General features: G+C 54.8%; 31 protein-coding genes, 1 other RNA gene and 1 pseudogene. 13 read left to right on the top strand and 20 right to left on the bottom strand.

Going from position 1 to position 25,066, the window contains the following annotated elements:
• Positions 1 to 200: 200 nt before the first annotated feature.
• The 5 genes and pseudogenes from KO116_RS20050 to KO116_RS20035 all read right to left on the bottom strand — a co-directional run bounded on the left by KO116_RS20050 (position 201) and on the right by KO116_RS20035 (position 2,670).
• Positions 201 to 767, bottom strand: coding sequence for a hypothetical protein (locus KO116_RS20050; RefSeq protein WP_035562610.1), 567 nt, complete (start codon positions 765 to 767; stop codon positions 201 to 203).
• A 24-nt stretch (positions 768 to 791) separates the two neighbouring features.
• Positions 792 to 944 carry a DUF4113 domain-containing protein gene (locus tag KO116_RS25945; RefSeq protein ID WP_235272573.1) on the bottom strand — a complete coding sequence of 51 codons (153 nt, stop codon included), beginning with the start codon at positions 942 to 944 and terminating at the stop codon, positions 792 to 794.
• 108 nt (positions 945 to 1,052) lie between these two features.
• Positions 1,053 to 2,066, bottom strand: a pseudogene (locus KO116_RS20045) (Y-family DNA polymerase); the annotation flags it as partial.
• A complete protein-coding gene (locus KO116_RS20040) occupies positions 2,063 to 2,443 on the bottom strand; it encodes a LexA family protein (protein WP_035562613.1) in 381 nt (126 codons plus the stop codon). The gene KO116_RS20040 and the pseudogene KO116_RS20045, both read right to left, overlap by 4 nt.
• The gene (locus tag KO116_RS20035) at positions 2,440 to 2,670 is read right to left on the bottom strand and encodes a DUF1654 domain-containing protein (protein ID WP_035562615.1); all 231 of its coding nucleotides are present in this window, start codon (positions 2,668 to 2,670) and stop codon (positions 2,440 to 2,442) included. The genes KO116_RS20040 and KO116_RS20035 overlap by 4 nt, the downstream gene beginning before the upstream one ends.
• 127 nt (positions 2,671 to 2,797) lie before the next feature.
• On the opposite strand from KO116_RS20035, the gene KO116_RS20030 reads away from it, so the two are divergent.
• Positions 2,798 to 3,436, top strand: a complete 639-nt coding sequence (locus KO116_RS20030) for an SOS response-associated peptidase (protein ID WP_035562617.1) — start codon at positions 2,798 to 2,800, stop codon at positions 3,434 to 3,436.
• Positions 3,437 to 4,348: 912 nt separating this feature from the next.
• Here the strand turns inward: KO116_RS20030 and KO116_RS20025 are convergent.
• Together KO116_RS20025 and KO116_RS25340 are read right to left on the bottom strand one after the other, a co-directional pair.
• Positions 4,349 to 5,335: a hypothetical protein gene (locus KO116_RS20025; protein WP_035562620.1), complete on the bottom strand. Its 987-nt coding sequence runs from the start codon at positions 5,333 to 5,335 to the stop codon at positions 4,349 to 4,351.
• Positions 5,320 to 5,490, bottom strand: a complete 171-nt coding sequence (locus tag KO116_RS25340; RefSeq protein WP_158414223.1) for a hypothetical protein — start codon at positions 5,488 to 5,490, stop codon at positions 5,320 to 5,322. The genes KO116_RS20025 and KO116_RS25340 overlap by 16 nt, the downstream gene beginning before the upstream one ends.
• Before the next feature lie 385 nt (positions 5,491 to 5,875).
• On the opposite strand from KO116_RS25340, the gene KO116_RS20020 reads away from it, so the two are divergent.
• Positions 5,876 to 6,151: a BrnT family toxin gene (locus tag KO116_RS20020; RefSeq protein WP_035562621.1), complete on the top strand. Its 276-nt coding sequence runs from the start codon at positions 5,876 to 5,878 to the stop codon at positions 6,149 to 6,151.
• Positions 6,129 to 6,398 carry a BrnA antitoxin family protein gene (locus KO116_RS20015; protein ID WP_035562624.1) on the top strand — a complete coding sequence of 90 codons (270 nt, stop codon included), beginning with the start codon at positions 6,129 to 6,131 and terminating at the stop codon, positions 6,396 to 6,398. Before KO116_RS20020 ends, KO116_RS20015 begins: the two co-directional genes overlap by 23 nt.
• Positions 6,399 to 6,415: 17 nt before the next feature.
• Here the strand turns inward: KO116_RS20015 and KO116_RS20010 are convergent, their stop codons facing one another.
• The 11 genes from KO116_RS20010 to smpB form a co-directional block, all read right to left on the bottom strand.
• The gene (locus KO116_RS20010; RefSeq protein ID WP_035562627.1) at positions 6,416 to 6,772 is read right to left on the bottom strand and encodes a hypothetical protein; all 357 of its coding nucleotides are present in this window, start codon (positions 6,770 to 6,772) and stop codon (positions 6,416 to 6,418) included.
• Positions 6,769 to 8,727 carry a replication endonuclease gene (locus KO116_RS24230; RefSeq protein WP_052703810.1) on the bottom strand — a complete coding sequence of 653 codons (1,959 nt, stop codon included), beginning with the start codon at positions 8,725 to 8,727 and terminating at the stop codon, positions 6,769 to 6,771. Before KO116_RS24230 ends, KO116_RS20010 begins: the two co-directional genes overlap by 4 nt.
• Positions 8,724 to 8,918 (bottom strand): hypothetical protein, encoded by a 195-nt coding sequence (locus KO116_RS20000; protein ID WP_035562630.1) that lies wholly within the window; start codon positions 8,916 to 8,918, stop codon positions 8,724 to 8,726. The genes KO116_RS24230 and KO116_RS20000 overlap by 4 nt, the downstream gene beginning before the upstream one ends.
• Positions 8,908 to 9,162 (bottom strand): hypothetical protein, encoded by a 255-nt coding sequence (locus tag KO116_RS19995; RefSeq protein WP_035562634.1) that lies wholly within the window; start codon positions 9,160 to 9,162, stop codon positions 8,908 to 8,910. Before KO116_RS19995 ends, KO116_RS20000 begins: the two co-directional genes overlap by 11 nt.
• Positions 9,159 to 9,461, bottom strand: coding sequence for a hypothetical protein (locus KO116_RS19990; protein ID WP_035562637.1), 303 nt, complete (start codon positions 9,459 to 9,461; stop codon positions 9,159 to 9,161). Before KO116_RS19990 ends, KO116_RS19995 begins: the two co-directional genes overlap by 4 nt.
• Positions 9,458 to 9,664, bottom strand: a complete 207-nt coding sequence (locus KO116_RS19985; protein ID WP_035562641.1) for a hypothetical protein — start codon at positions 9,662 to 9,664, stop codon at positions 9,458 to 9,460. The genes KO116_RS19990 and KO116_RS19985 overlap by 4 nt, the downstream gene beginning before the upstream one ends.
• A 272-nt stretch (positions 9,665 to 9,936) precedes the next feature.
• Positions 9,937 to 10,155: a helix-turn-helix transcriptional regulator gene (locus tag KO116_RS19980; RefSeq protein WP_035562644.1), complete on the bottom strand. Its 219-nt coding sequence runs from the start codon at positions 10,153 to 10,155 to the stop codon at positions 9,937 to 9,939.
• A gap of 87 nt (positions 10,156 to 10,242) precedes the next feature.
• Entirely contained in the window at positions 10,243 to 10,899 is a 657-nt protein-coding gene (locus KO116_RS19975; RefSeq protein ID WP_035562647.1) for a hypothetical protein, read from the bottom strand.
• A complete protein-coding gene (locus KO116_RS19970; RefSeq protein ID WP_035562650.1) occupies positions 10,892 to 12,133 on the bottom strand; it encodes a tyrosine-type recombinase/integrase in 1,242 nt (413 codons plus the stop codon). The genes KO116_RS19975 and KO116_RS19970 overlap by 8 nt, the downstream gene beginning before the upstream one ends.
• Positions 12,134 to 12,298: 165 nt before the next feature.
• Positions 12,299 to 12,679, bottom strand: a transfer-messenger RNA (tmRNA) gene (ssrA, locus tag KO116_RS24820).
• A gap of 45 nt (positions 12,680 to 12,724) precedes the next feature.
• A complete protein-coding gene (gene smpB, locus KO116_RS19965; RefSeq protein ID WP_035562653.1) occupies positions 12,725 to 13,216 on the bottom strand; it encodes an SsrA-binding protein SmpB in 492 nt (163 codons plus the stop codon).
• 125 nt (positions 13,217 to 13,341) lie between these two features.
• Between smpB and KO116_RS19960 the strand changes: the two genes are divergently transcribed.
• The gene (locus KO116_RS19960; RefSeq protein ID WP_035562656.1) at positions 13,342 to 13,776 is read left to right on the top strand and encodes a type II toxin-antitoxin system RatA family toxin; all 435 of its coding nucleotides are present in this window, start codon (positions 13,342 to 13,344) and stop codon (positions 13,774 to 13,776) included.
• Positions 13,766 to 14,083, top strand: a complete 318-nt coding sequence (locus KO116_RS19955; RefSeq protein WP_035562659.1) for an RnfH family protein — start codon at positions 13,766 to 13,768, stop codon at positions 14,081 to 14,083. Before KO116_RS19960 ends, KO116_RS19955 begins: the two co-directional genes overlap by 11 nt.
• Before the next feature lie 5 nt (positions 14,084 to 14,088).
• Here the strand turns inward: KO116_RS19955 and bamE are convergent, their stop codons facing one another.
• Positions 14,089 to 14,547, bottom strand: coding sequence for an outer membrane protein assembly factor BamE (gene bamE / locus KO116_RS19950; protein ID WP_035562661.1), 459 nt, complete (start codon positions 14,545 to 14,547; stop codon positions 14,089 to 14,091).
• A 72-nt stretch (positions 14,548 to 14,619) separates the two neighbouring features.
• Here bamE and fur point away from each other — a divergent pair, with 72 nt between their 5' ends.
• Positions 14,620 to 15,072 (top strand): ferric iron uptake transcriptional regulator, encoded by a 453-nt coding sequence (gene fur, locus KO116_RS19945; RefSeq protein WP_007111850.1) that lies wholly within the window; start codon positions 14,620 to 14,622, stop codon positions 15,070 to 15,072.
• Positions 15,073 to 15,213: 141 nt separating this feature from the next.
• Here fur and recN read toward each other — a convergent pair whose 3' ends face one another.
• Positions 15,214 to 16,887, bottom strand: coding sequence for a DNA repair protein RecN (gene recN, locus KO116_RS19940; RefSeq protein WP_035562664.1), 1,674 nt, complete (start codon positions 16,885 to 16,887; stop codon positions 15,214 to 15,216).
• Positions 16,888 to 17,113: 226 nt separating this feature from the next.
• Between recN and grpE the strand changes: the two genes are divergently transcribed.
• From grpE to carA, 7 genes are all read left to right on the top strand, one after another.
• On the top strand, positions 17,114 to 17,755 hold the full coding sequence (grpE, locus tag KO116_RS19935) for a nucleotide exchange factor GrpE (protein WP_035562667.1): 642 nt from the start codon (positions 17,114 to 17,116) through the stop codon (positions 17,753 to 17,755).
• 158 nt (positions 17,756 to 17,913) lie between these two features.
• Positions 17,914 to 19,848: a molecular chaperone DnaK gene (gene dnaK / locus KO116_RS19930; RefSeq protein WP_035562671.1), complete on the top strand. Its 1,935-nt coding sequence runs from the start codon at positions 17,914 to 17,916 to the stop codon at positions 19,846 to 19,848.
• Between the two features lie 120 nt (positions 19,849 to 19,968).
• Positions 19,969 to 21,114, top strand: coding sequence for a molecular chaperone DnaJ (gene dnaJ, locus KO116_RS19925; RefSeq protein WP_035562673.1), 1,146 nt, complete (start codon positions 19,969 to 19,971; stop codon positions 21,112 to 21,114).
• An 88-nt stretch (positions 21,115 to 21,202) separates the two neighbouring features.
• Complete coding sequence (locus KO116_RS19920; protein ID WP_035562676.1) at positions 21,203 to 22,102, top strand: DMT family transporter; 900 nt, start codon at positions 21,203 to 21,205, stop codon at positions 22,100 to 22,102.
• A 185-nt stretch (positions 22,103 to 22,287) separates the two neighbouring features.
• Positions 22,288 to 22,569, top strand: coding sequence for a DUF2218 domain-containing protein (locus KO116_RS19915; RefSeq protein WP_035562678.1), 282 nt, complete (start codon positions 22,288 to 22,290; stop codon positions 22,567 to 22,569).
• 102 nt (positions 22,570 to 22,671) lie between these two features.
• Positions 22,672 to 23,478 (top strand): 4-hydroxy-tetrahydrodipicolinate reductase, encoded by an 807-nt coding sequence (gene dapB / locus KO116_RS19910; RefSeq protein ID WP_035562681.1) that lies wholly within the window; start codon positions 22,672 to 22,674, stop codon positions 23,476 to 23,478.
• Positions 23,479 to 23,861: 383 nt separating this feature from the next.
• A complete protein-coding gene (carA, locus tag KO116_RS19905) occupies positions 23,862 to 25,007 on the top strand; it encodes a glutamine-hydrolyzing carbamoyl-phosphate synthase small subunit (protein ID WP_200897188.1) in 1,146 nt (381 codons plus the stop codon).
• Positions 25,008 to 25,066: the final 59 nt, after the last annotated feature.

Genomic DNA, 25,066 nt, shown 5'->3' with positions numbered 1-25,066 from the left:
CAGACCGGGCCGTTAGACAAATGCGGCCTATGTCTGAGGTATTGCCTACTAGACTACAGCGTGCCATCAAGCAGCGTGAACGCCAGAAAGCTCCCATGACGTAGCAGCTTATCGTCGGAAGTAATAAAGCAGTTCAATGCATAGGGCAAAGGCTAGCTTTGAGGCGTACATTCAAGAGCAACGTCAGGGGGGAAACTAAATTATTGATTTAGCCATTTTATAGTTCCAATACCTCTAGGTATCTGTGCATTGATGCTCTCTGGATGATTCCAGAACAGCCTATGCTCATCTTGCCAAGCATCTCGATAGCTTTTTAGAAAATGATTTCTGTTGTGTCCTAATGTATATTCACAGTTTCCTCTTTTACATTTTGTTTTTGTCTGTCGGTTGATGGATTTAATTAGTTTGTCAATGTCAATAATCTCAATTGCAGCTTCTTTTTCAAGCCTGTGTGCTGTTCTTTCTGAAAAATGATTGCAAAAGCTTAGAATTAGTCCGTCTTCTTCTCTTCTTTCTTTAATGTACATGTGGTTAATCTGGTAGCCGTTAATATTGACATTTGTAAGAGTTATACCTCGAACATCTTCCAAAGCAATGACACCTTGAAGCACTGAGTATGGGTGAGTTGCCTCATAGATCAAATTTTCATCTGGAGTGAATATTCCATTTCGTTCCATTTTTCTGTATGTGCTGGCTAAGTTGATTGGTATCTCTCCACCATTCAACCATGGCTCTATCCATTCTTTTTTTGTTAAATATAAATACATTACGCTAAGGCCCTCGCTAAAAGCTTACGAGCTTGCAAATGGTAACTCATCCCACCTCGCAGTATACCTAGGCGTCCGGTGCTCGCAACTCAATTCCCAAGCATTGATCTTCCTCGACATCCCCAGTCTCACGGTGTTTTTACCGTGCTCGCGGTTCAGCTTGTCCAGCGTGGCCATTAGCTTTTCATTTTTGGCCCGTTTCTCATCACTCACTGGCTCAGCCAGCAGGCCCAACTGTTCATTGTCGTGGTCGCAGAGATCCATCAGCATCACGCCGTATTTTTGATACATGATGTCCGGTTTGAATATTTTCTCCAGCCCTGCGATGGCTGCACAGACTAGCTCACGGCTGTCGTCAGTGGGGTAGGGCAGCGGTATCACTAGACTTCTACTGTAGTTGGGAAGATCCTGCCTGAATCTATTCGTGCGCACAAACACTATGACTGCCTGGGCTAGACCCGACTGCTTGCGTAACTTTTCACCGGCGAGTGAGGTGTGCACGCGGATGGCTTCGTGAAGATCCGCTTTGTTGTTAGTGAGGCGCCCAAAGCTCCGACTGACCATTATTTGCTTTTTGGGCTGGGTCATGTCGTCCAGGTGGATACAGTCCACGCCCCGCAATTCCCAGACGATCCGTTCCATCACGACGCTGAAATGTTTCCTACGATGCTTGGGCGATGACTCACCTAGTTGCCATGCGTTTTCAATGTCCAGCGTGCGCAGTCGTGCGGCGCTGCGGCCAGCTACGCCCCATATCTCTGTAACTGGCAACTGCTCTAGGAAAGCGCGAGTGTCGTCGCTATCAGGATGCATGATGGCCACGCCGTTAAATTGACTTTCTTTCTTGGCTCTATGATTAGCTATCTTCGCCAGCGTTTTAGATGTGCTCAGCCCGACGCTAACAGGTATTCCTGTATCGCGCTTAACCTGGTGCCGCATTGATTGGCATCGCTCTGTCAGCGTTTCAGGCTCGAAGCCCTCAAAGCTCAGGAAGGATTCGTCGATCGAGTAAACGTCAACGTGCGGTGTGTGCTGGCTGAGAACGTCAGCGACGCGGCGACTCATGTCGCCTTAAAGCGCGTAGTTGGAGCTCAGCAGAATGCACTGGCGGCGGATATGGGGATCTATCTGATGCGCTAACATGCCCATCGCCACGCCAAGCTGTTTTATTTCGGCTGATCGAGTGACCACGCAACCATCGTTATTCGACATCACGCCTATCGGGCGGCCTTCCAGCTTAGGGTTAAAAACGCGTTCGCAGCTGACGTAGAAATTATTACAGTCGACCAGGGCGATCATACCGAGAACCCTGGGGCTAATGAGTGAATATTGTGCGTGACCACGCCCCACACCTGGCACTCGCGTCCCTCTAGTGGCATTGGCCGAAACTCAGGGGTAGCGGCAAAGAGGTAAGGTCGGTTGCCGATCGAATCCAGTTTCTTACAGGTGAGCTCGCCATCATAGATACCCGCGCCTGTCATTGAAGTGCCCTTTGCCCTGAAGTAGTACGTCGCGCTGGGGTGTTGTAACAAATGGGCAACAAGATCCAACTCAGCTTCTAAGTAGTCCTCCGCAGGGCTAGGAAAACCTGTGCGCACTCCACCACCGGCAAGGGGCAACTTAAGCCGTGGGGCGGTGGTATCAACGCGCCCGAGGATCGAGAGGTGTATACTCATGCCATGCTCTCCTCAGGGTTGCAAAGCAAGCGTATGTGTTCTGCAGTGTCATCCAGCGGGATCATGATCCCGTTCTCAACGGTACCCAGGTCTTCCAGCATGCGCGCCCAGTCATCAGCGCTATCATCATCCCGCTGGCGGATCTCGACACACTGATTTGACTGCGCCCCAGGGCTACCGATCTCTTTCTGCACGCTTTTGACTAACTGCTCGTAGGATTTAGACATAAGCGCTCCTTAAGTTCTGGTTATATATACAGTTTTAGGGCAGACGATAAGCGATGAGCATCGTTGACTGCAAGCGCTGATATGAAAGGGTGGCTGCGAAGAACGTTATATCGATTATGCTTTGCTCATGTGTGGACGATTCGCATTATTCAGCCCGTTAGATCACTTGGCCAACTTGGTCGTTGCAAGTGTGCCTGATAGCAATTTGCGGGCGCGCTACAACGTGGCACCTGGTACCTGGATCGCGGCTATTCATCAGCTGCCAGAGAGCAAGGCGCCTATCGTAAATGTGGTGGGGTATCTGCCTAAGTGGGCCAGGAGCACAGGCAACCAGCCGATCAATGCGAGAGTTGAGACCGTGGCCATCAACGCTTATTTCAAATCGGCGTTCGCTCGGTACCGGTGTTTGATTCCGGCTGATGGCTGGTATGAATGGATCAAGAATTCGAAGCCCAAGCAGCCTCATTTTCTGGCCCGTATTGATAAAGAGCCGCTGTTCTTCGCTAGGATATTCGCTGCATGTGACGATGGAAGCATGGAAGGTGCGATCGTCACCGAGCCCAGGCGGGGTAGTGCTGCCGAGGTGCATGATCGTATGCCGCTGATTTTAGATGACGACAGCCTCAAGCACTGGCTAGCACCTGACATCACGGATCGGGAGACCATTCGCAGTATCGATGCTGAATTGATCGAGCATTGGCCTGTGAGTACGAAGGTCAACAAGTCGGCGGAAGGGCAGGGTGGCGAGCTGATAAATCCGGCGTGATAGTAGGAAAAAAGCTGACCACGCCATGCCTAAACAGGCCCTTCTCAGCCCACAGACACAAAAAAAGCACCCGTAGGTGCTTGATTTGTATAGTAAGGTGGTAGGCGGCGTCCCGTTTAAAGTAGATTTAAGCATTTGTTTATATTGAAAATAAAATAATATGATTTAAAAAATGCCCCCAATTATGCCCCCTCTTTTATGCCGCTACTCGATCTAACCCGTGCTTTGAACTCAGGTGGAGATATGAGGGTAATTAAATTTTCAGACCGCTAGCCAGCAAGTGCCATTTATTAAAACCCTGTTTGGCAATAAAGGGGCTGTGGAGCTTTGGGCTTAGCGTATGACGGCTGGCCAACAAGCCGCCGCTGCTTTGTTGCCCTGTCTGTTACCGCTTCGCTTCATGGGGCTTCGCCCCATCCCCCAGGTAGTGAAGTGCGCCAGCCGACTAATTGCCTTCATCATAGCGTGACAAATTCACCATAACGCCAGCAGCGCCCCGGGCATGGCCAGATTGCGCCGTTTGGTTGTGTTGGGTTGTTGTATCGCGTGCCTATGGCCGGGGTGATTTAGTGGCCACCTTAGCGGATGGCGGGCACCCTTTCGGCTTCGCGGCATCCTGACAAAAGGCCATCTAAAACAGCGTGATAGCGAATTGAATGGGGAATTTATGAGACGGTGGCCACAGCATACCGGGCATGGTGCCAGCGTCGGCTTGATGGCGTGAGAATAAAACAACAACCAACCCCGGAAATTTGCCGTGCATAGGCGAATTTCGGGACTGTTTGGCCCCGTACTACCGGGGTAGATGGGGGAGTACCTTTTTCATTTTCCGGCATATCGGAGCGCCATCGGCAGCCACAAAAAAGCCGTGAAGCTGGCTACCCTTCACGGCTTATGTAAGCGGCCTACTGGTTAGTATTCAAGCTGTTCAGGCGCTTCCATCGTGTAGAACTGTGAAAGCTTCAGTTCAATGTGAGCGTCGCTGTATGCGGTGCCCTCTGGCGCGTAGAGGTTGGCTTCATTACGAGCGGCATTAATCGCTGTCACACGATCTTGCAACCCAGCCACCTCGATAGCTTCCAGCAGGTCGCGCTCTGCTTTTGCTATGGCGGCTTTACCTACCTCATAGCCTACGCCACTTTGCAGGCTTTCTAGCTCGGTCAGTTCGGCTTGAAGGTCGTTGCGCATCTTTTCCAGGCCACGGCGGGCGCTAGCTTGCTTCTCTGCCTGTTCGGCTGCCTTCTCAGCAGCCTTACGGGCTTTCGCTAGCGTGGTGGTGGCCTGCCCCTTGGCGGCTTCGTCTACCTCGCCTAGCAAGGCGCTTGCTTCAAGGCGTTCTACCTCTTCGGCAGCGCTGCGCGCTTGAGCTTCCAGATCGGCGGCGATGCTGTCGCTATCTTTCATTGCCGCAACTGTTCCCGTGATCTTATCAATACGCTGCTGGTGAGCATTCATTACCTGATTTACCGCTTCCAACGCCTGTGGCGAAGCCTCTGGCCTTGCTTTTAGGGCGGTGGCCAGTTCCTTTTCTGCCTGCGCTTGTGCTTCACCGCATTCAGCATAAACGGCTTGGGCTTCCTCAAAGCGGCTGCGCGTATGCTTAAGATCGTTCCAGGCGCGTTGCAACTCTAGGCGGCTTGGGTCATCACGCTGTGTAGCGCTGCGCTCCAACTTTTTAGCTAGGTGCTCCATCACCTTTTGAACCTGCTCAGGGGTAGCAGGGTCGGCAACGGTTAGGTCGTATGGCCGATCTTGCCGGGTTAAATATGTGAGGTGCCGTTCAGCAGTCTCCATTTGATGCCGTGCTTCTGACGCTTTGACAGTGGCGGTGCTTACCGCCTTTTGGGCTTGTTGGTGTTGTTCAAGCCATGTTTTCCAGGTAGTTAAATCGTTGTGCATTGGGTTGCCTCACATTTGGGTTGTTTAATCTCAGATAACAGCAGCAGCCAGCCAGCGGCGTTAACGTCGCCAGCGCTGGCCATTTCGTTGAGCATCCGCGCCAACTCGGCGCGGCGCTTTTGCGTTGGGTAAATCTGGGAACCGCGTTTCTTCATTTTCGTATCACTTTTATTTGCCGTTAATCGGGCCTTATTGGGCCTTTTCTTTAGCGCTGGGCTATCGCATGGCGTCACCTCCCGGCGGCGCTAAGCGCGGGCCTTTGTTGTTGAGTGGCGCGGCGTTGAGGTGTGCATTTCTTCTAATACCACCTGTACATGCTTTGGCTGGGTAAGCTGGGTGCGGAGTACAGGTCGTACAGGTGATAAGCCGCATCGCTACGCGGATACTGCCCACCTGCGGTGGTACACGCTGGATAGCCGAAAATTTCCCGAAATCCGGGGCTGCTTGCCCCCGTGGCTCAGGGTGTTGGCCGCTAGAAGAACCTAGGTTTTTATCTCGGGGAACTGGCGGGCTTAGCTTTTTGTCCATACAATAAAGACTATGATCATCGACTATGACCCAAACAAAAGCGCCCGGAACGAACAGGAGCGCGGCCTTCCTTTCACGGCGGCAGAGTGCTTTGATTGGGATGGGGCTGTATTTTCGGAAGATACCCGCAATGACTACCCAGAACGGCGCTTCATTGGTTTGGGGAAGATAGGGGAAAGGGTGCACGTGGTGTGCTTTACGCCTATCACCGATGGCATTCGGGTTATCAGTCTCAGGAAAGCCAACGCACGGGAGGTGCGGAGCTATGAAAACGCGACTCACGAATAAAGACGGCGAAGTAAGGGAACTGACAGACGCGGACGTAAAACAAATGCGCCCCATGGCTGACGTGCTGCCCGTTGCCCTGCAAAGAACGATTGGTAAGCGTGGGCGCCAGCAAGCCCCCACTAAGGTTAAAACGTCAATACGCCTTTCTCCCGAAGTAATAGAGCATTTCAAGGCAGAGGGTGAAGGCTGGCAGCGTCGTATTGATCAGGCGCTTAAAACCTATATCCGTGAACATGAACACGGTTAACCACATTGGCAGCGCGCTCATTGCTCAAGCTGCCGTTTTAGCCAACGGTTAGCCGCTTGACGGCCTGCGTTGTTCTTTACGTGGGCGCGCTGTTCTTCCCTGGCTGCCTGTTCCCAGGCGGCGCTATACCCTTCGGCAAGTCGCATTGCTTCACTGTGCTGTTGAGTGGCCAGCCTCAGGCGAATAAACCGACGATCCTCAGCCAGCAGGCCGCACCGCTTCTCTATCAGCGCCAGCCATGGCTCGATGCGGGTGGTCACGGTTGCCCGCCGTTGATGTTGCTTGGCTTGGGCACCGGGCTGGCCTTGTGAGCGGGCAGCGCCAGCAGTGGCTTGCAGTTGGGCAATGCGGGCAAGTAGGGCTTCACCGTTCATGCAATGGCTCCCGGTGGAATATCAGCGGGCGACAGCTCACCACGCGCCAGCCAGCCAATAATCAGTTCACGACCTTCCTGGATAGTGGCCCGCAAGCGCTCACGCTCTTCAATCTCAAGGCGGCGCTTAATGGACGTAATGCGGTAAGCTTCCAGTGGAATAGCGTTTTCCTGCCTGATGCAGTCGTTCCGCTTCTGCCTCTCTCTGCTCATGTATCGGTCATGCTCGATAACAGGCGCGATTGATAGCTGCTCACACCCATCTAATGGGGTGACTGCATCGGCGTCCGTACAATTAGTGATAAAAATCCGAGGCGCTGCAGCTTCGCCTACGCGCTGAGAATCTACCCCAACACCAACCAAGTTCAGCGGCGTGGCTGTTTCAGTGACGCGCTTAAAGTCCATGGCGTCAGCTTCACCCTTGCGCTCAATCGTCCAGCGGTAATACCGGGTAAGGTATTCCGCTTGGCCTACTTGGCTATTAACGACCAAGCCCCAGGTGCTAACCATAGGCTCCCCATAGTGGCCTAGCGTGTCGCTTGTCCACTCCCCGGTCATCCGGTCACAGTTCGCTATGTCGGTCGTTTGACGTACTACCCGCCATGGGCGAATAGGTGCAGCATCGCGGGGCTGCATTGGCCCACCCATTAGGCAAAGATATTTGTAGTAGTCGCCAGCAATGGCCACCTTGCGGGCGTCATGCAGAATAGCGGCGGCCTCTGGCTCTGGGTGTGTGGCCGCTTCCCAATCGGCTAGGCGCTCTTCATCGGTGCTGCGCAGTTGCCGCCATACGGCTATGGTTGGTTCACCAAAGAATTGAAACTGGCGAATACCCCAGCAGCGCGACCATGCCTCAACACGGGGAACACTGGTTGCTAACGGCTCGCCGTATAAATCGAGATCATCACCATCAACGTTCTTCCTTGTGTGCTGTTCACCGTTGACGTTCTTGCACACGTACTTGACCACGTAACCTGTGGCGCTGCCTTTGCTTGGGTCGATCCTGACCGACTTGAAACGAATGCTTGGGTTGTGGGCGACCTCTTCCGGGCAATGCTCAAGGGCATAGCGGCGCATGATGGCCGTTACTTGCGCTTCATCTTCCGGGCGCATCCATACCAGAATATGCCAATGGGGCGTGCCATCGTGGTGGGGTTCTACGATACGAAGGCCATACACGCGAAGGCCCGCACGATCCCAAGCGGCGCGGGTTTTCGACCACTGCTTTTGCAAACATGCCTGACCTTCACGCGGGGTTGCGCCATCATATTTAGGGTTGGGGCTGCCGTTATGGCGCATAGGGTGCTTAGCTGAATGAAGCGTAATCGTCCACATGGAAGACGTTAAGCCCTGCTTTACTCCCCAGTGTTCAAGGCCACTGATACGCACCATCAACTCTGTATAACGGTTCTTTGGGTTAGCCAGGCCAAGCTCTGCCAGTTCAGATAGCGTGTATTCATCGCCGTCTTGATTAATCGCTACAAGCCCTTCAAGTAAGCGGGCGTTCTTAGTGGCTTGGTCAGTATGGCGGCGGTAGCCTTCGTCGCTAATGTAAATCCCCGCCTTCTTATGAGTTCGGCCTAGCAGTCGCTGGCGTTGCTCAAGGCGGCGGTTCGTTAGGCGACGAAGCCGACGACGCCACCAGTAAGGGCAAGTAACGCGGGCAAGCATTCCACTATGGGTAAAGCCCATCGGTGGGTTTACTTGGTGAGCCTTCACCCGGTGCAGCGCCAGCGCCAGCGCTTTCTCTGGGCCAAGCTGCGCGGCGTCTATTTCAACGGCGCGGGCTTGGGCGTTGGCGTGGTCGATTAGCGCCTGTTCATCGTTGTGGCATTTCCACGGCCCGCAATCTAGCTGGGCCTCAGCCAGTGCATTACGGGCTTTGATAATGTCGGGCATGGACGCGTCAGCCAGCGCCGCTAACAACGGGCGCTTTTTTAGTACGGGGCTACTCACGCTGCCCCCTTGCCGCTTACCGGGCTTAGGTTCTTAGCGTCAGCAATGACCGTTAACGGTTGCACACGATCCACACGGCATAGGCGCGCCCCATACCGTGTGCTATTCTCAGGTTTAGCGTTTGCTGTGGAAGGCGGCGCGGAGAAGGCCCAGCCATTGCGCTGGGCTTTTTCATGGGTGTTAGTCAGCAATGTGGCCCCCTTCCTGCTTATCGTCGTCACCTTCGATACTTTGCTCTAGCAGGTCTTGAGCCATATCAGCAGCACGTTTGCCCATGCACCGGAACGCTACCGACCAAGCCTCTGCTTGCTGTTCCGTAGTGCCTTGCCCCATGTAATTAACATCCCCCATGATTTCGGCTAAACGTTCATGGGCTTGGGCAATGTCGCGAATCTCAGCCAGTTGCTTTATGAATTTTTCGTTTGGGCGGCTCATGCGCGCACCGCCTTAGGAAGCAGCGCTTCCAGTTCGCGGGCAATGCCCTGAAGCTGTTCAAGCGAGTCATGCGGGGCGCGTTGGCAAGGGGGCAGGTACACGCTGTAAGTCTTAGAAACAGCGGTGGGGTTGTGCAGGTCACTACGACGGCCAATGCTTACATTCAGTTGAAGCAGCATTCCCGAAAAATCGACACTAACCCAATGGCCACCTTGGCTATGGGTGCTGACAGGCAGCGCCAGCGCTTGAATATGGGCGATGGCGTCCCGGTGGGCTTGGGGGATTTGGTGTTGGTTCATAGGGCACCGCCAGCACTGCGCGTGGCAGTCTCGAGGGCGCGGGCTTCTAGCTGTTGGGCTTTTTCAATGTGGTGGTTGTAACGCTTAAGGCGGGTGCGCGTGCTGGAATCGGCAAATAGAGCGGCTTTCGCCATTTGGCGATGCGCGTCGGCACGGCTGGATAAACTGCGGGTAATCAGGTTGGACAGGCGTAATTGTGCCATGGGTGTGACTCCTATTTGATTGGAGTCGTCCCCGGATGCGGCCAAGCATCGGGTGGGGGCGACTGTACGCGGGTTGGCCGACCGGTCAAATAGGAAACCGGCACACCCGAAGGTGTCCCACGCACAGCCGCCATAACTGACGGGCATAAAAAAAGCGCCGTCATTTGGGGCGCTGTTGCGCCTATTTGATTGAGACCGGCCAAGGCCCCTTACTACTGACGATTTTGCGCCAGCCCTTGGAGCATAGCGGGTAGGTGTGGCAACGGTCAACATTATGCGGCCCCCTCTTGGCGGCTCGCTTCAATACGCTGCTGGATCCACTCGTCTACTTCCGACTCTACCCAGGCCACGGCGCGTGGCCCAATGCGGACAGGTTTAGGGAAGTCGCCGCGCTCCATGCCGCGATAAACACCGGTTGTACTCATTCCGGTTTTTTCGCGGACAACAGGGAATCTGATTAGGTTGGACGTGGGTTTGGTAGGGGTAGCCATGCCTTTAGTTCCTTTGGTTGCTTATGGGCATGGCTGGAAGGATGGCGAGAAACTTTATTCCTGTAATGGGTAAGTTTTTAGAGGAACTTACCCCCTGCTTTTAAGTGGTGGTGCTGGGAAGCCGGACTTCCATCCAGCCTTTAAATGCGGGTTGGCGTTTTTAACTGCTGTTCTTATTTTATCTTGCATGCTGTTAAGTGCTTGCTCTGCTGCTAAGTATCCATTGTCGCTTATTGGGTACTGCTTAGGGTCTTGTTGGTGTAGCGCGTAAAAAGCGCCAGCAAGTTCTATCCCTTGTTTTCGGGTTCGGGCCTTTTGCCTTTTTCTGCCAGCCTTCTCAGTCTTTTTCATACCGCCATGCTCACCAAGGTAGGCATCTTCATTTTGCGTGACGCGGGTGAAAGCGTGGTTGAGCGTATTCATGGCCACTTGAGGCGGTGGAAAATGGTTGTCACTGGCTGAACTAATCTCTTCCAAGCTAAGACGGAGTGGCTCTGTGCGAGCCATGTGAACATTTTCCTGTAACCGCTCCAGCTCTTCACAATGCTGCTGTAAGTGCTTAGCTGCCGTATCAAAATCGCAGCCAGTGCGAAGCGCATGAAAAAGCAAAGCCATGCCCGCACACCCCTTTTCCAAACCTGGATATACATCTTCCTCTTCTGTAATCCCCGGATAAAGCTCTTCAAGGCGCTGCTCAATATTGGTCAGTGCTTCGACGGCATTACGTAGCAAATCATCATCCACGACTAGCCACTCCCTTATAGATCGGCACCACATTGCTTGCGCCAGCGCTTAATGCATCCAGATAGTCGGCCCAGCTTTGCAACATTTCCCGGCGCTGTTCTAAGTGGGTGGTGCGGTTATAGGCGCGCCCGTTGCTGTCTTTCACCTTGTGGGCTAGCTGCTGTTCAATGTACTGCTCTGGGTAGCCTAAGCGCTCAGCCAAAATGGTGCGAGCCATGGCCCGGAAGCCGTGGGCGGTCATTTCCCCTTTGAAGCCCATACGATCCAGCGCGGCCTTGATCGTGGCGTTACTCATTGGGCGTTTGCTGCTGCGGGCACCGGGGAACACGTATTCACCCCGGCCCGTTAGGCGGTGAAGCTCTGCCAGCATGGCAACTGCTTGGCGGGGGAGGGGCACTATCAGCGGATCGGCGTTTTTACTTGGCTTGAACGCCCATTCCCCATGCTCTAAATCGAAGTCTGCCCACTTGGCTTGGCGTAGCTCACCAGGGCGAACGAACACCAGCGGGGAGAGCTTGAGCGCGACGATGGTAACGGGCATGCCGCCGTAACCTTCGATAGCATGCAGCAGTGGGGGCAGCTCTGCCGGGTCGGTGATGGCTGCATGGTGGTTTGTTTTAGGGGTACGCAGCGCGCCTTTCAGATCGGGAGTTAGGTCACGCTCAGCGCGGCCCGTAGAAATGGCGTAGCGGAACACTTGCCCACACAGTGTTTTTACCCGGTGGGCGGTTTCCAGGTGGCCGCGCTTCTCAATTTTGCGCAGGCATTCCAACAGCTCAGGCGGTGTTATATCAGTAATAGGCCGATGGCCCAGCGCTGGAAAAGCGTCACGGGTTAAGCGTGACTTGTTGCGCTTGTAGTGGTCGGGCACCACTTCATGACGGTGGATATGCTCTAGCCATTCTGTGGCCACGGCCTTAAAGGTATTTCCCGCCGATGTTTTGCCAAGCTCTTTGGTAACGCGCTTTGTGGTGCTGGGGTCTAAACCTTGCGCCAACAGCTTGCGGGCTTGTTCGCGGGCCTCTCTGGCAGCGGCAAGGCTGATTTCGGGGTAAACGCCAATGGCTAAGCGCTTTTCTTTGCCGTGGAAACGGTACTTCATGCGCCAGTAGGTGCCCCCAGTTGGGGTAACTTCCAAGTACATGCCCCCACCATCGGTAAGGCGGTAGGTTTTCTCTTGGGGCTTGGCGCTGCGCACGGCGGTAGCTGAAAGCTTATTGCTAACGTGGGCCATATTGGGGGCACCTCATCGGTGAAGGCTCATGGTGCCCCCAGATATGCCCCCTATGGTGGGGGCATGTCAAGGTATTGGGTGAAAACTCCTGACAACAAAAAAGCGCCCGGAGGCGCTTCATTGCTGGTTTCCTGGGAGGTCTTGAGAACTCTTGAAACCTTTGTGTGGTGGAGGCGGCGGGAATTGAACCCGCGTCCGCCAGCACGCGCCTATTGGCTCTACATGCTTAGATTCCGTCATTTAGTTTAGCGCGACTGACTCCGACGGTCAGGATTCAGCAACGCGAGCCTTCTAAAGTTTAACGGTTGGCGAGAAGACACCACCAACCGCGGTCCTATCAGCTTTAGCTCATATCCCCGCAGTGATGAATAGGCACATCACCTTGGGGCCAGACAAGAAGCTAACAGTGTTTAAGCTGCTAGCGCGCCTTGAGCGTAGTTTTCGTCATTTGCGACTATTTTTTCGTGATGTGGGATTTACGAGATACATCACGCTCTCGGCATGCACCGCAAGGGTTGTCACCGGCGTCGAAACCATGTCGCCCCCTTATTACAAGTGAGCATTCTAACGTGCTCACAGCTGATTGACCAGTTATGCCTTGGTATGTTCCCGCATAATTCGACCTTTTTGACGGTTCCAGTCGCGATCTTTTTCTGTCGCGCGTTTGTCATGCAGCTGTTTGCCGGTTACCAGCGCCAGCTCGCACTTCACTTTATTGCGCTTCCAATAAAGTTTGAGAGGCACACAGGTGTGACCCTTGTCCTGGGTGATCGAAAAGATTTTGGCGATTTCTTTGCGATGCAGCAGCAGTTTACGGGTGCGCGTAGGGTCGGCGATCTCATGGGTGCTTGCCGTGTTAAGCGGCATAACATGACTGCCCAGCAGAAACGCCTCGCCGTTGCGTACCAAAATGTAGGTATCGGTGAGCTGAGCTTTGCCGGCGCGCATGCTTTTCACTTCCCAGCCAGCGAGCGATAGCCCTGCTTCGAAGGTTTCATCGATATGGTACTCAAACCGTGCCTTCTTATTTTGGGCAATAACGCTGCTACCGGGACCCTTACTTTTACCTTTCTTAGTGGCCATGGAACCTCATAATTAATCTGTCAGTGGCATCCCCTTCGTTATTTGGGGAGGCGTGATACCATTTAGAGTATGAAAAATATTCCCCATGATACGCTTTGGGCACTGTGAAGTCAGCGGAGAGGTCAATGCCAACCGTCAATCGTTCCGCCTTGGTGCGGCACACCCCCCAGAAAATGTTCGATCTGGTTAACGACTTCGAACGCTACCCGGAGTTTTTGCCAGGCTGCCGTCAGGCGCGTTTGCTTGAACACGATGACGTGCATCTGATCGGCGAAATGACCCTGGGTCGCGCCGGTGTCGAGCAAACGATCACTACGCGTAACGAACTTTTTGCGCCTGAGCGTATTGAGCTTTCGTTGGTAAAAGGGCCATTCAAGCGGCTTAAAGGTCGCTGGCTATTTATCCCCATGGGAGAGGGTGCCTGCAAAGTGAGCCTTGAAATGGAATTTGAGTTCGCCAATCGCCTGCTTGGTATGGCGTTCGGGAAAATCTTTAAGCAAATCGCCGGCCAGTTAGTCGATGCCTTCACAAAGCGTGCTAACGAGCTGTATGGGCGCTGAGACGCTGGCCGTTGAGGTCGCCTATGCGCTTCCATCTAAACAGCGCATAGTGGCTCTACGCGTGCCTGAGGGCACCACTGCGCGTCAGGCCGTTGCCTTGGCAGATTTGCCCACGCTGTTTCCTGATGTACCCAGCGATACGTTTGCTCACGCACCGCTGGGTATCTTCGGTAAAGCGATACGCAACCCCGACACCCAGTTATTGCGCGATGGGGATCGGGTAGAAGTCTACCGGCCACTGGCAATCGACCCCAAGGCCGCTCGCCTGGAGCGCGCTAAGCGCCAAGCGAGCGACCAGGAGCGATAAACGCGTTAAAGCTGTTGAGCGGGCTGTACGTTCGATGTCGGCCGCGTCTGGGTGCTCTCTTCAGGTAGCGCATCCATGGGGTCAACGCCTTCCGTTGCGGGGCCCATGCTGCTTTCGGCTTCGAACGGCAGCGCCTTGGATAAATCGCCCTCTTGCTCAATGTTCGCTAAGCGTCCTTGAGGATCGAAGGTGAGCGTTACGCGGCGCTGTTCTACGTCGCCATACGCCTTATCTAAACGAAACACATAGTCCCATTGGCTGGCGTCAAAGGGCGCTTCCAGCAACGGCCTACCCATCACATAAGTAACCTGCTCTTGGGTCATTCCTGGTTGAAGCTGGCTGACCATCTCCTGAGTGACCAGGTTGCCTTGGGGAATATCGCGCTTATAAACGCCGACGTAACTACAGCCGCTAACAACGGTAAGGGCAACGGAAAGCGTGATGATTCGAGTCAATTTTTGCATTTGGGCCTATTCTTCACTATCGTGGTTTCGGTTGATCATACCCGACCTAACCTGTTACTGCGAAGAGCGACCATGGCCGATCAGAACCATGAATTGCGCAAAGCCGGTCTAAAAGTGACCCTGCCGCGCGTCAAGATACTTCAAATTCTCGAAAATGTTTCGGGTCAGCACCACCTTAGCGCGGAAGAAGTGTACAAAACACTGATTGATGCGGGCGAAGATGTTGGCCTAGCGACTGTGTACCGCGTACTGACTCAATTTGAGTCGGCGGGCTTGGTTATTCGTCATAACTTTGACGGTGGCCACGCAGTATTTGAGATGACCCAAGAGGATCACCATGATCATATGGTGTGCCTGGAAAGCGGTGAGATCATTGAGTTCGTTGATGAAATCATTGAGCGTCGTCAGCAAGAAATTGCTGAAGAGCATGGCTATGAGTTAGTGGATCATGCGCTAGTGCTTTATGTCCGTCCGCGTGGTTCCGATGTCACGCGTCAAGACAGCGGGCCAACGAATAAGAAATAACCTACGTGAATAGACAATATTCACGGCTTGGGAAGATGAACGCCCTTGATGTACTTGGCATAATTCGAGATAAAGCGAATTTGCCAAGTCATCAAGGGCGTTTTGTTTTACTGCGCAAAGCGTCTTAAAGCTTCCCCCGGCTCAGTGCGGCGGGCGCTGGCTTGCATGCAGCATTTCCCGGGCATGGGCGAGGGTTTGGTCGGAAAGCGTCACGCCGCCCAGCATGCGTGCCAGTTCGCTGATGCGGCCCTGCTCGTCGAGCAGCGCCATCTGAGTCAGCGTGGTGTCGCGCTTCGCCTGTTTCTCGATATGCAGGTGCTGGTGCGCCTGGGCCGCCACTTGCGGTAGGTGAGTCACCGTCATTACCTGGCCATTTTCACCTAGCTTGCGCAGCAGTTGGCCAACGATCTCTGCGGTGGCGCCCGAGATACCTACGTCCACTTCATCAAACACTAGGCTAGGCACCGTTGAGTGCGTCGCCGCGACCACTTGAATCGCCAAGCTAATCCGCGATAGTTCGCCGCCGGAGGCTACTTTGGTCAATGGCCGCGCGGGCTGGCCGGGGTTGGCGCTGATCAAAAATTGCACGCGATCCAAGCCTTCCGGAGAGGGTGCTTCTTTCGCAGTGACCTCTACTTCAAAGCGGGCTTTGCCCATGGCCAAAAAGCCCAGCTGTTGCTGTACTTCTTTGCCTAAACGAAGCGCGGCTTTTTGACGGCTTTCGCTGAGTTTTTTCGCTTCTTGGCGGTAGCTTTCGCGTAGTTCAACGACCCGCGCACTGAGCGCCTCCAGGTCATTGCCACCCTCTTCTAATTGCGCGACTTCCCGCTGAAGATCGGCATGCAAGGCGCATAGTTCTTCAGGGGCAACATGATGCTTACGCGCAATCCGATGAACATCGGTCATCCGCTCTTCCACCCAGGCAAGACGCTCAGGGTCTAATTCAGTGGTGCTGGCGAGTCGGTTGAGCTCGCTGGAGGCCTCTTCCACTTGAATGCGCGCATCGCTCAACATGGACAGCGTGTTCGCCAGCATGCCTTTATCGCTACCTGGCAAGGCGCTTAGATGGGCGAAGGCCTGGTTGAGTAATGAGAGCGCGCCGCCTTCATCGCTGGCGCAGCAGTCTGCGGCAAACTGCGTTTCGCGCAGTGTCTCTTCCGCATGGGCGAGGGTATGCTGCTCCTCTTCTAGCGTGGCTAATTCGCCCTCCGCTAACGCAAGTTGATCCAGCTCTTCAACCTGATAACGCAGTAACTGCCGTTTAGCCTCTACTTCACTGCCTTCTTCACTCAGCCTCTTCAATTGGCGGCGCGCAGTGCGCCACTCACGGAAGGTTTCGGCTAATTGAGTGGTGGCGTTACTTAATCCTGCGTAATCATCTAGCAGCGCTAGATGGGTCTCTTCACGCATTAAGGCGTGATGCGCATGCTGACCATGAATTTGAATCAACTGCTCGCCGAGGGATTTGAGGTCTGAAATAGTCGCGGGGTGGCCGTTGATCCACGCTTTGGAGCGGCCATTAGCGGTGACCACTCGGCGCAGCAAGCACTCCTCGGTCGGCAGCTCCCGGGCCGTTAGCCACTCAATGGCGGCAGGCAGGTGCTGAATATCGAATCGTGCGGAGAGGTCCGTGCGCTCGCGGCCGTGGCGCACGCTACCGGCGTCGGCACGCTCGCCCAGGCAGAGCCCAAGAGCGCCTAACAGAATCGATTTGCCCGCGCCGGTCTCCCCGGTAATCGCAGTCATACCGCCGGTTAGGTCGAGTTCCAAGTGATCGACAATGGCGAAATCTTGAATAGCTAGCTGAGTAAGCATGGCGCCTCCTGAGGCGGTACAGCACTGAAGCTGGATACTTATCCAATAGTTGTTGATTTATACAGTAGTTAATAACTCACTTCAATGCACCTCTTGAGATGGCATTTATGGCCCCCATATAGCCAACATCGTTAGTTAAAGCTAGCTAGTTAAAGCGAAGGATTTGAAGGCTTACTTCTATGCGCGTCGCCCTAGATGGCAGCGCCCTACTTTTTAGGAGCACAACATGGCGAAAGAACCGCAAACACCAATGGATGATGAGCTGGCCCGCCACGAGCAAGAAGCGGATGGCGCCGAGCAGGCGGCGGAGCAAGCCGCTGAAGAGCGCTTGATGGAGGGCGAGCTGGAAGGGTTGATCAATGACGAAGAGCCGTTAGAAGGCAACGTCGATAACCCCGAAGCGGAAATGCTGGCAGCCCAAGTGGGCGAGTTAGAACAGAGCTTGGCCGACGCTAAAGATCAAGCCCTGCGAGCCGCCGCGGAAGCACAAAACGTCCGCCGTCGTGCAGAGCAAGAAGCCGAAAAAGCGCGCAAGTTTGCGCTTGAAAAATTTGTTAAGGAGCTGCTGCCGGTCGTTGATAGTCTGGAAAAAGCGCTAGAGACCATGGAAGAGGGTGCCTCGGACGTTCATCGTGAAGGCGTTTCCATGACCTTGAAGATGCAGCTGGATGTGCTCAATAAATTCGGCGTAGAAAGCATTGAGCCACATGGTGAGCCCTTCGACCCTCAAGTTCACGAGGCCATGACCATGGTGCCTAACCCGGATCTTGATCCCAACACCGTGATGGACGTTATGCAGAAAGGCTATTTGCTCAACGGACGTTTAGTGCGCCCGGCCATGGTCGTCGTCAGTAAAAAAGCCGATTAAGCCACTGGCAGCACAGAGTTTGAAAAAAGTGTGTGAAAAAAAGCCCTTGAAATGTCAGCTGCGGCCCCCAAATAAAGGGCAACCCCGCGGGGAAACCCGCAGACAAGCTTAAAAAGCTAAATTTTCAGTTTTGTAACAACCGAATTCGAGGTATCGCTATGGGACGTATAATTGGTATCGACCTGGGCACCACTAACTCTTGTGTGGCCGTGCTTGATGGTGACAGCGCTAAAGTCATTGAAAACGCCGAAGGCGGCCGTACGACGCCTTCTATCATCGCTTATACCGATGATGGCGAAACGCTGGTCGGCCAGGCGGCTAAACGCCAAGCGGTAACGAACCCAGAAAACACCCTGTACGCCATCAAGCGTCTGATTGGCCGTCGTTTTAAAGATGACGTTGTTCAGAAAGACATCAAGATGGTGCCGTACAAAATCACCGAAGCCGACAATGGCGACGCTTGGGTTGAAGTAAAAGGCAAAAAAATGGCACCGCCGCAGGTAAGCGCGGAAGTGCTGAAGAAAATGAAGAAAACCGCCGAAGACTACTTGGGCGAGACGGTCACTGAAGCCGTTATCACCGTGCCGGCCTACTTCAACGACAGCCAGCGTCAGGCCACGAAAGATGCCGGTCGCATCGCAGGTCTAGACGTTAAGCGCATCATCAACGAACCAACCGCTGCCGCACTGGCCTACGGTATGGACAAATCGCGCGGCGACAAGACCATCGCGGTATATGACCTGGGTGGCGGTACCTTCGATATCTCAATTATCGAAATTGCTGACGTTGACGGCGAAACTCAGTTTGAAGTATTGGCCACTAACGGCGACACCTTCCTGGGCGGCGAAGATTTCGATTTGGCGCTGATCAACTACCTGGTAGACCAGTTCAAGTCTGATAGTGGTATTGATCTGTCTGGCGACAACCTCGCTATGCAGCGTCTGAAAGAAGCCGCTGAAAAAGCCAAAATTGAGCTCTCTAGCGCCCAGCAGACCGATGTGAACCTGCCTTACATCACTGCCGACAACACTGGCCCGAAGCACCTTAACGTTAAGGTGACACGCGCCAAGCTGGAGTCGCTGGTAGAAGAGCTGGTTCAGCGCTCGCTCGAGCCGTGCAAAATGGCCCTGAAAGATGCAGGCCTATCTGCTTCTGAAATTGACGAAGTGATCCTGGTCGGTGGCCAGACACGTATGCCGATGGTTCAGAAGAAAGCGGCTGACTTCTTCGGTAAAGAAGCACGTAAAGACGTTAACCCGGACGAAGCGGTTGCCGTTGGTGCAGCGATTCAGGGCGGCGTACTGGGCGGCGACGTTAAAGACGTTCTGCTGCTCGACGTTACTCCGCTAACCCTGGGTATCGAAACCTTGGGTGGCGTGATGACGCCGCTGATCGACAAGAACACCACCATCCCGACCAAGAAGACACAAACCTTCTCAACGGCGGATGACAACCAGACGGCCGTGACCATTCACGCCGTTCAGGGCGAGCGTAAGCAAGTGTCGCAGAATAAGTCGCTGGGTCGTTTTGATCTTGCTGACATTCCGCCTGCACCGCGCGGCGTGCCGCAGATCGAAGTCGCCTTCGACCTGGATGCCAACGGTATTCTGAACGTATCGGCGAAAGACAAGGCCACTGGCAAAGAGCAGTCGATTGTCATCAAGGCGTCTAGCGGCCTGTCCGAGGAAGAAGTCGAGCAGATGGTGCGCGATGCCGAAGCTCACGCCGAAGAAGATAAGAAGTTCGAAGAGCTGGTGCAGCTGCGCAACCAAGCTGACGGCATGATTCACGCCACGCGCAAAACGGTGGAAGAGGCTGGTGACAAAGCCACTGACGACGAGAAGCAGGCGATTGAGACGGCCATCAGCGAGCTGGAAGAAGCAGTTAAAGGTGATGACGTCGATAACATTCAGAAGAAACTGGATGCATTGACCGAAGCCTCTGGCCAGCTAGCCCAGAAGATGTACGCCGAGCAGGCAGAAGCGGCTCAGCAAGAGGGCGGCGAAGGTGCCGAAAGCACGGGTTCCAAGCCGGAAGATGACGTGGTTGACGCCGAGTACGAAGAAGTCAACGACGATCAGAAAAAGCAGTAATAACCTCTTTCTGCCAAGGAAAGCGGTGACGCGGGAGCTTACTCCCGCGTTGCTGTTTCCGCAGCCAAGACGCACGAGAGTTTCTGTTAAGTGCGTAGCTAACCAGGAGGCGTAGGGCCTATGTCCAAACGCGATTATTACGAAGTCCTGGGTGTCGAAAAAGGGGCCGATCAGAAAGAGATCAAGAAGGCCTATCGCCGTCTGGCGCAAAAATTCCACCCTGATCGAAACCCGGACGATAACACCTCAGCGGAAAAATTCCGCGAAGTGTCCGAAGCCTATGAAGTGCTTAGCGACGGCGAAAAGCGCGCAGCTTATGACCAGTTCGGCCATGCAGGCGTTGATGGCCAAGGCGGCGGTGGTTTCGGCGGAGGCGCAGGCGCTGGCGATTTCAGCGATATTTTCGGTGATGTGTTTGGCGATATTTTTGGCGGAGGCGGTGGTCGGCGTCGTGGGCCTAACGCCCCGGCACGGGGCTCCGACCTGCGCTATAACCTAGAGCTGGATCTGGAAAACGCCGTTTCAGGCACCACAGTCGATATCCGCGTACCTCGGCATATCGAGTGTGACCGCTGCGATGGCGGTGGCGCCGAGCCAGGTTCTTCTAAAGAGACCTGCCCGACCTGTCACGGTCACGGTCAAGTGCGCATGCAGCAAGGCTTCTTCGCCGTGCAGCAAACGTGCCCCACCTGTCATGGCTCTGGTCAGCACATCAAAGTGCCGTGCCATAAGTGTAATGGTGAAGGTCGCGTACGCGAGACACGCACGCTTTCCGTCAAGATCCCGCCCGGCGTGGATACCGGCGACCGCATTCGCTTGAATGGCGAAGGTGAGAGCGGGGTTAACGGTGGCCCGCCTGGGGATCTGTACGTACAGGTCGCCATCAAGCCGCACCATATCTTCCAGCGTGATGGTAAGCACCTGCAGTGTGAAGTGCCGATCAACTTTGTTGACGCAGCCCTAGGTGGGGAGCTTGAAGTGCCCACGTTAGATGGCCGCGTGAAGCTGAAGATTCCGCCGGAAACCCAAACCGGCAGGCTGTTCCGCCTACGCGGTAAAGGCGTGAAGCCAGTGCGCGGTGGCATGCCCGGCGACTTGCTATGCAAGGTAGTGGTCGAGACACCAGTCAAGCTTAACGACGAGCAGCGCGACTTACTGCGCCAGCTGCAAGAGAGCTTCGACGGCAGCAACAGCCACAGCCACTCACCGAAGAAAACCGGCTTCTTCGACAGCGTGAAAAGCTTCTTTGAAGATATGAAGCCGTAAGTCTGAGATAATGGTTAGCAGTTAGTTGTTTGGTTCAAAAACCCCCGGTTCGCCGGGGGTTTTTGCTGTTTAGGGGGTGCTGCGCGCAATGGATAACCTTCAGGAAAGGCCCACAAAGGGCATCTTGCTCCGGGTGCTCTCAGGCGCTCTGTTCACTGGCATGCTGGTGTGCATTAAAGCCGTGAGCGACGCAGTGCCGGTGGGGCAGTCGGTATTTTTTCGCTCATTGTTTGCGCTGCTGCCTATCGTGATTTTTCTGTTGCTGCGGCGGGAGTTTCCCCAGGGGTTGGCTACGCGGCGCCCCTTGGGGCATGCGTTGCGCTCGGGGATGGGGGCGGCGGCGATGTTTGCCTCCTTTGCGGCGGTGGCGCTGCTACCCGTTGCTGAGGCGACACTATTAGCCCAGCTAACACCGGTATTTATGGCGATAGGTGGCATATTGCTGTTGGGGGAGCGTTTCTCGCTCTACCGCGCTGGCGGCATAATATTGGCGATTGCTGGAGTGGCAGTGCTGATCTTGCCTGGGCTCAATGCCAGTTCCAGCAATGGGCAAATAACCGGGTACGCGTTAGGGGCGCTGGGTGCGCTGTTAACCGCGGGGGCGCTACTGACCGTGAGGCGTATTTCGCGCACCGAGAGTGCTGCCTCCATCGCCTTCTACTTTATTGTGGTGGCAGCGCTGGCTGGGCTTGCCACGCTCCCGCTGGGCTGGGCCGCGCTCACACAGGCGGAGTTTGCCCTGTTGGTGCTCTCGGGCCTGTTTGGCGGTGCCGCCCACATCGCGATGACATTAGCGCTGCGCTACGCCGAGGCGTCGCGGTTGGCGCCTTTTGAATATATTGCCCTGGTGTGGCCTATGCTCGCCGACTGGGTGTTGTTTGGCATACCGGTCTCCAGCGGCTTCCTGCTAGCGCTACCGCTGATGTTAAGCGGGGTGGCGCTAGCGGCGATGGAAGGACGGCGGCTTAAATGGCTGCTTCGGCGTTAATTTGCGCCTGGTGCTTCGAGTTGGGTAAAGCAAGCAAGGCCACTGTGGTGTGGGAAAGGAGCCCATAAATGAAGTTTTATTACTACGTGAAAACGTGCTGTTCCAGCGGGGTATCATTCATTACTTGGCAGCGCTGGTCGCTTCGCTCTAGGCTAAGAGGTAGATAACTTCTTGGAGTCACTGCTATGCCGCTTTCCCGCGCTGAAATTGCTACGCCTTCTGCTGAACGCTTGATCAACCGTCTTTGTAAACATTGGGCGCACAAGCTGGAGGTGGAGCAAAGCGATCAGCAAGGTAAAATCTCGTTTGCCACGGGCACCTGCTTAATGCTCGCTGAGCCCGATAAATTGGTGGTCGCCATTGAAACGCTTGAGGAGGAGCATTTGGATGAGCTTGAAGGCGTGGTCGAGCGTCACTTAATTCGTATGGCAGGGGATGAAGAGCTGGCGATTGTTTGGGAGAACTAAGCTGAACCTTCATGGCAGCAAAGGAGAGCGTCTAATGCGCTGGTGCGTCTGCTATAATTGCGACACTTTTTATCTACCGGAACGCAGAGCGCAGGAGTTCGCATGACCCGAATTGCCATTGTAGGCGTGGCTGGCCGCATGGGCCGGACGTTGGTAAATGCTGTAGAGCAAGATGCTGAGGCGACGCTGGCTGGTGGAATTGTGGAGCCAGGCAGCTCCTTAGCGGGCGCTGACATTGGCGAGTTGGCGGGTGTCGGGAAGCGCGGCGTTGTTGCGGTCGATTCCCTGGCGTCGATTGTCGATGACTTTGATGTGCTGATCGACTTTACGGCTCCGCAGGTCACGCTGGGTAATCTGGCGTTCTGCGCCGAGCACGGTAAGCATATTGTGATTGGTACTACTGGCATGAGCAATGATGAGCTGGCCCAGCTTGATAGCTACCGCGATAAGGTGGCCATGGTGTTTGCGCCCAATATGAGCGTTGGGGTTAATCTGACGCTGAAGCTGCTCGAAACGGCTGCCAAAGCGCTCGGTGATGAAGGCTACGATATTGAAATAATCGAGTCTCACCATCGCCATAAGGTTGATGCACCTTCCGGTACCGCGATCAAAATGGGCGAAGTCATCGCCGATAGCCTGGGGCGTAACCTGAAAGAGCATGGCGTGTTCGAGCGGGTAGGGCAGTGCGGCCCACGCACGGATAAAGAGATTGGCTTTGCCACCGTGCGTGCAGGCGATATCGTGGGCGAGCACACGGTGATGTTTGCCACCGAAGGCGAGCGCATCGAAATCACCCATAAAGCCTCCAGCCGGATGACCTTTGCCAAAGGCGCAGTTCGCGCGGCACGTTGGGTCGCCGGCAAAGAGGTCGGCCGTTACGATATGCAGGATGTGTTGGGTTTGGATTAAGGAATGACTAATGCTAGAACTGCCCTGTCACTCAGGGGTAGTTTTAGGCCAGGAATTCCTGTAACATTTCAAAAATTTTGGCCGGGTGGCTTAGAAGCTCTGACTTACAGACCTTAGACGGCGCGCTTGTTGCGTTGGCCAGCCCAAAGCCTGTCCCGAGTCCGCTAGCCAGTTTTAGCTTGTGCCAGCGGCTCAGAAGGCATCGAACAACAAGCGGGATGAAACCGATTCTTTTTATCGGCTTCGTCCCGCTTTTTTACGGCCCTTGTTTTGATATTGAATGACTTTAATCGCGAGCGTCGTGGATTAATGAAGAAATTGCTGAGCCTGCGCCCTACAGGCTCCCACCAGCATGGGAGGATCTTGTTTTGAATAACCCCGCATTGAGCAAACCCGCAATATTGGCCCTGGAAGATGGTAGTGTGTTCCACGGTATCGCCATTGGAGCGGATGGAGTAACCAGCGGTGAGGTGGTGTTCAATACGGCCATGACCGGCTATCAAGAAATCCTCACTGACCTTTCCTATGCCCGCCAGATTGTAACGCTCACCTATCCCCATATCGGTAATACCGGCATTAACACTGAAGATGTTGAGTCTGCTTCTATTGCTGTAGCGGGTTTGGTGATTCGTGATCTGCCGCTAATGGCCAGCAGCTTCCGCTCAGAGCAGTCGCTGTCGGACTACCTGAAGAGCCAGAACGTGCTGGGCATTGCCGATATTGACACTCGCCGCCTGACGCGCATTTTGCGTGATAAAGGCGCCCAGAACGGGGCGATTTTGGCCGGTGAGGATGCCGAGGGCGAAGGTGCAGTGGCGCGGGCGCTGGAAGCCGCCAAGGCGTTTCCAGGGCTGAAGGGCATGGATTTGGCTAAAGAAGTCTCCTGCAAAGAGGCTTACGAATGGACGGAAGGCGAGTGGACGCTGGGGGAAGGCTACGCTGACGCTTCCAAAAGCGAGCGCCCCTATCACGTGGTGGCGTACGACTACGGCGTGAAATTCAACATCCTGCGCATGCTGGCCGCTCGCGGCTGCCGTCTAACGGTGGTGCCTGCGCAAACCCCCGCCGCTGACGTGCTGGCGATGAAGCCTGATGGCGTTTTTCTGGCTAACGGCCCCGGTGACCCAGAGCCCTGTGACTACGCTATTAAAGCGATTCAGGATGTGCTGGTAACGGATATCCCGGTATTTGGCATCTGCCTGGGTCACCAGTTGCTAGCGCTCGCGGCTGGGGCGAAAACCGTCAAAATGAGCCTCGGCCACCACGGTGCCAATCACCCAGTGCAGGATTTAGATACCGGCACAGTGATGATTACCAGCCAGAACCACGGCTTTGCGGCGGATGAAGCGACCCTGCCTGCCAATGTACGCGCCACGCATCGTTCGCTGTTCGATGGCACCTTGCAGGGAATCGAGCTTACCGACCGACCGGCGTTCAGCTTTCAAGGCCACCCGGAGGCGAGTCCCGGCCCGCGCGATGTGGCGCCGCTGTTTGATCGCTTCGTGGCTATGATGCAGGCACGCCGTTAACGCGCGCCTCGCATCACCGTATCGTCGTCTTTTGTCGCTCATCGTCACCATTTTTTGCG

It is taken from the genome of Halomonas sp. KO116, assembly GCF_000734975.2.
GTDB classification, from domain to species: domain Bacteria; phylum Pseudomonadota; class Gammaproteobacteria; order Pseudomonadales; family Halomonadaceae; genus Vreelandella; species Vreelandella glaciei.
This window is presented reverse-complemented; position numbering and strand designations above follow the sequence as displayed.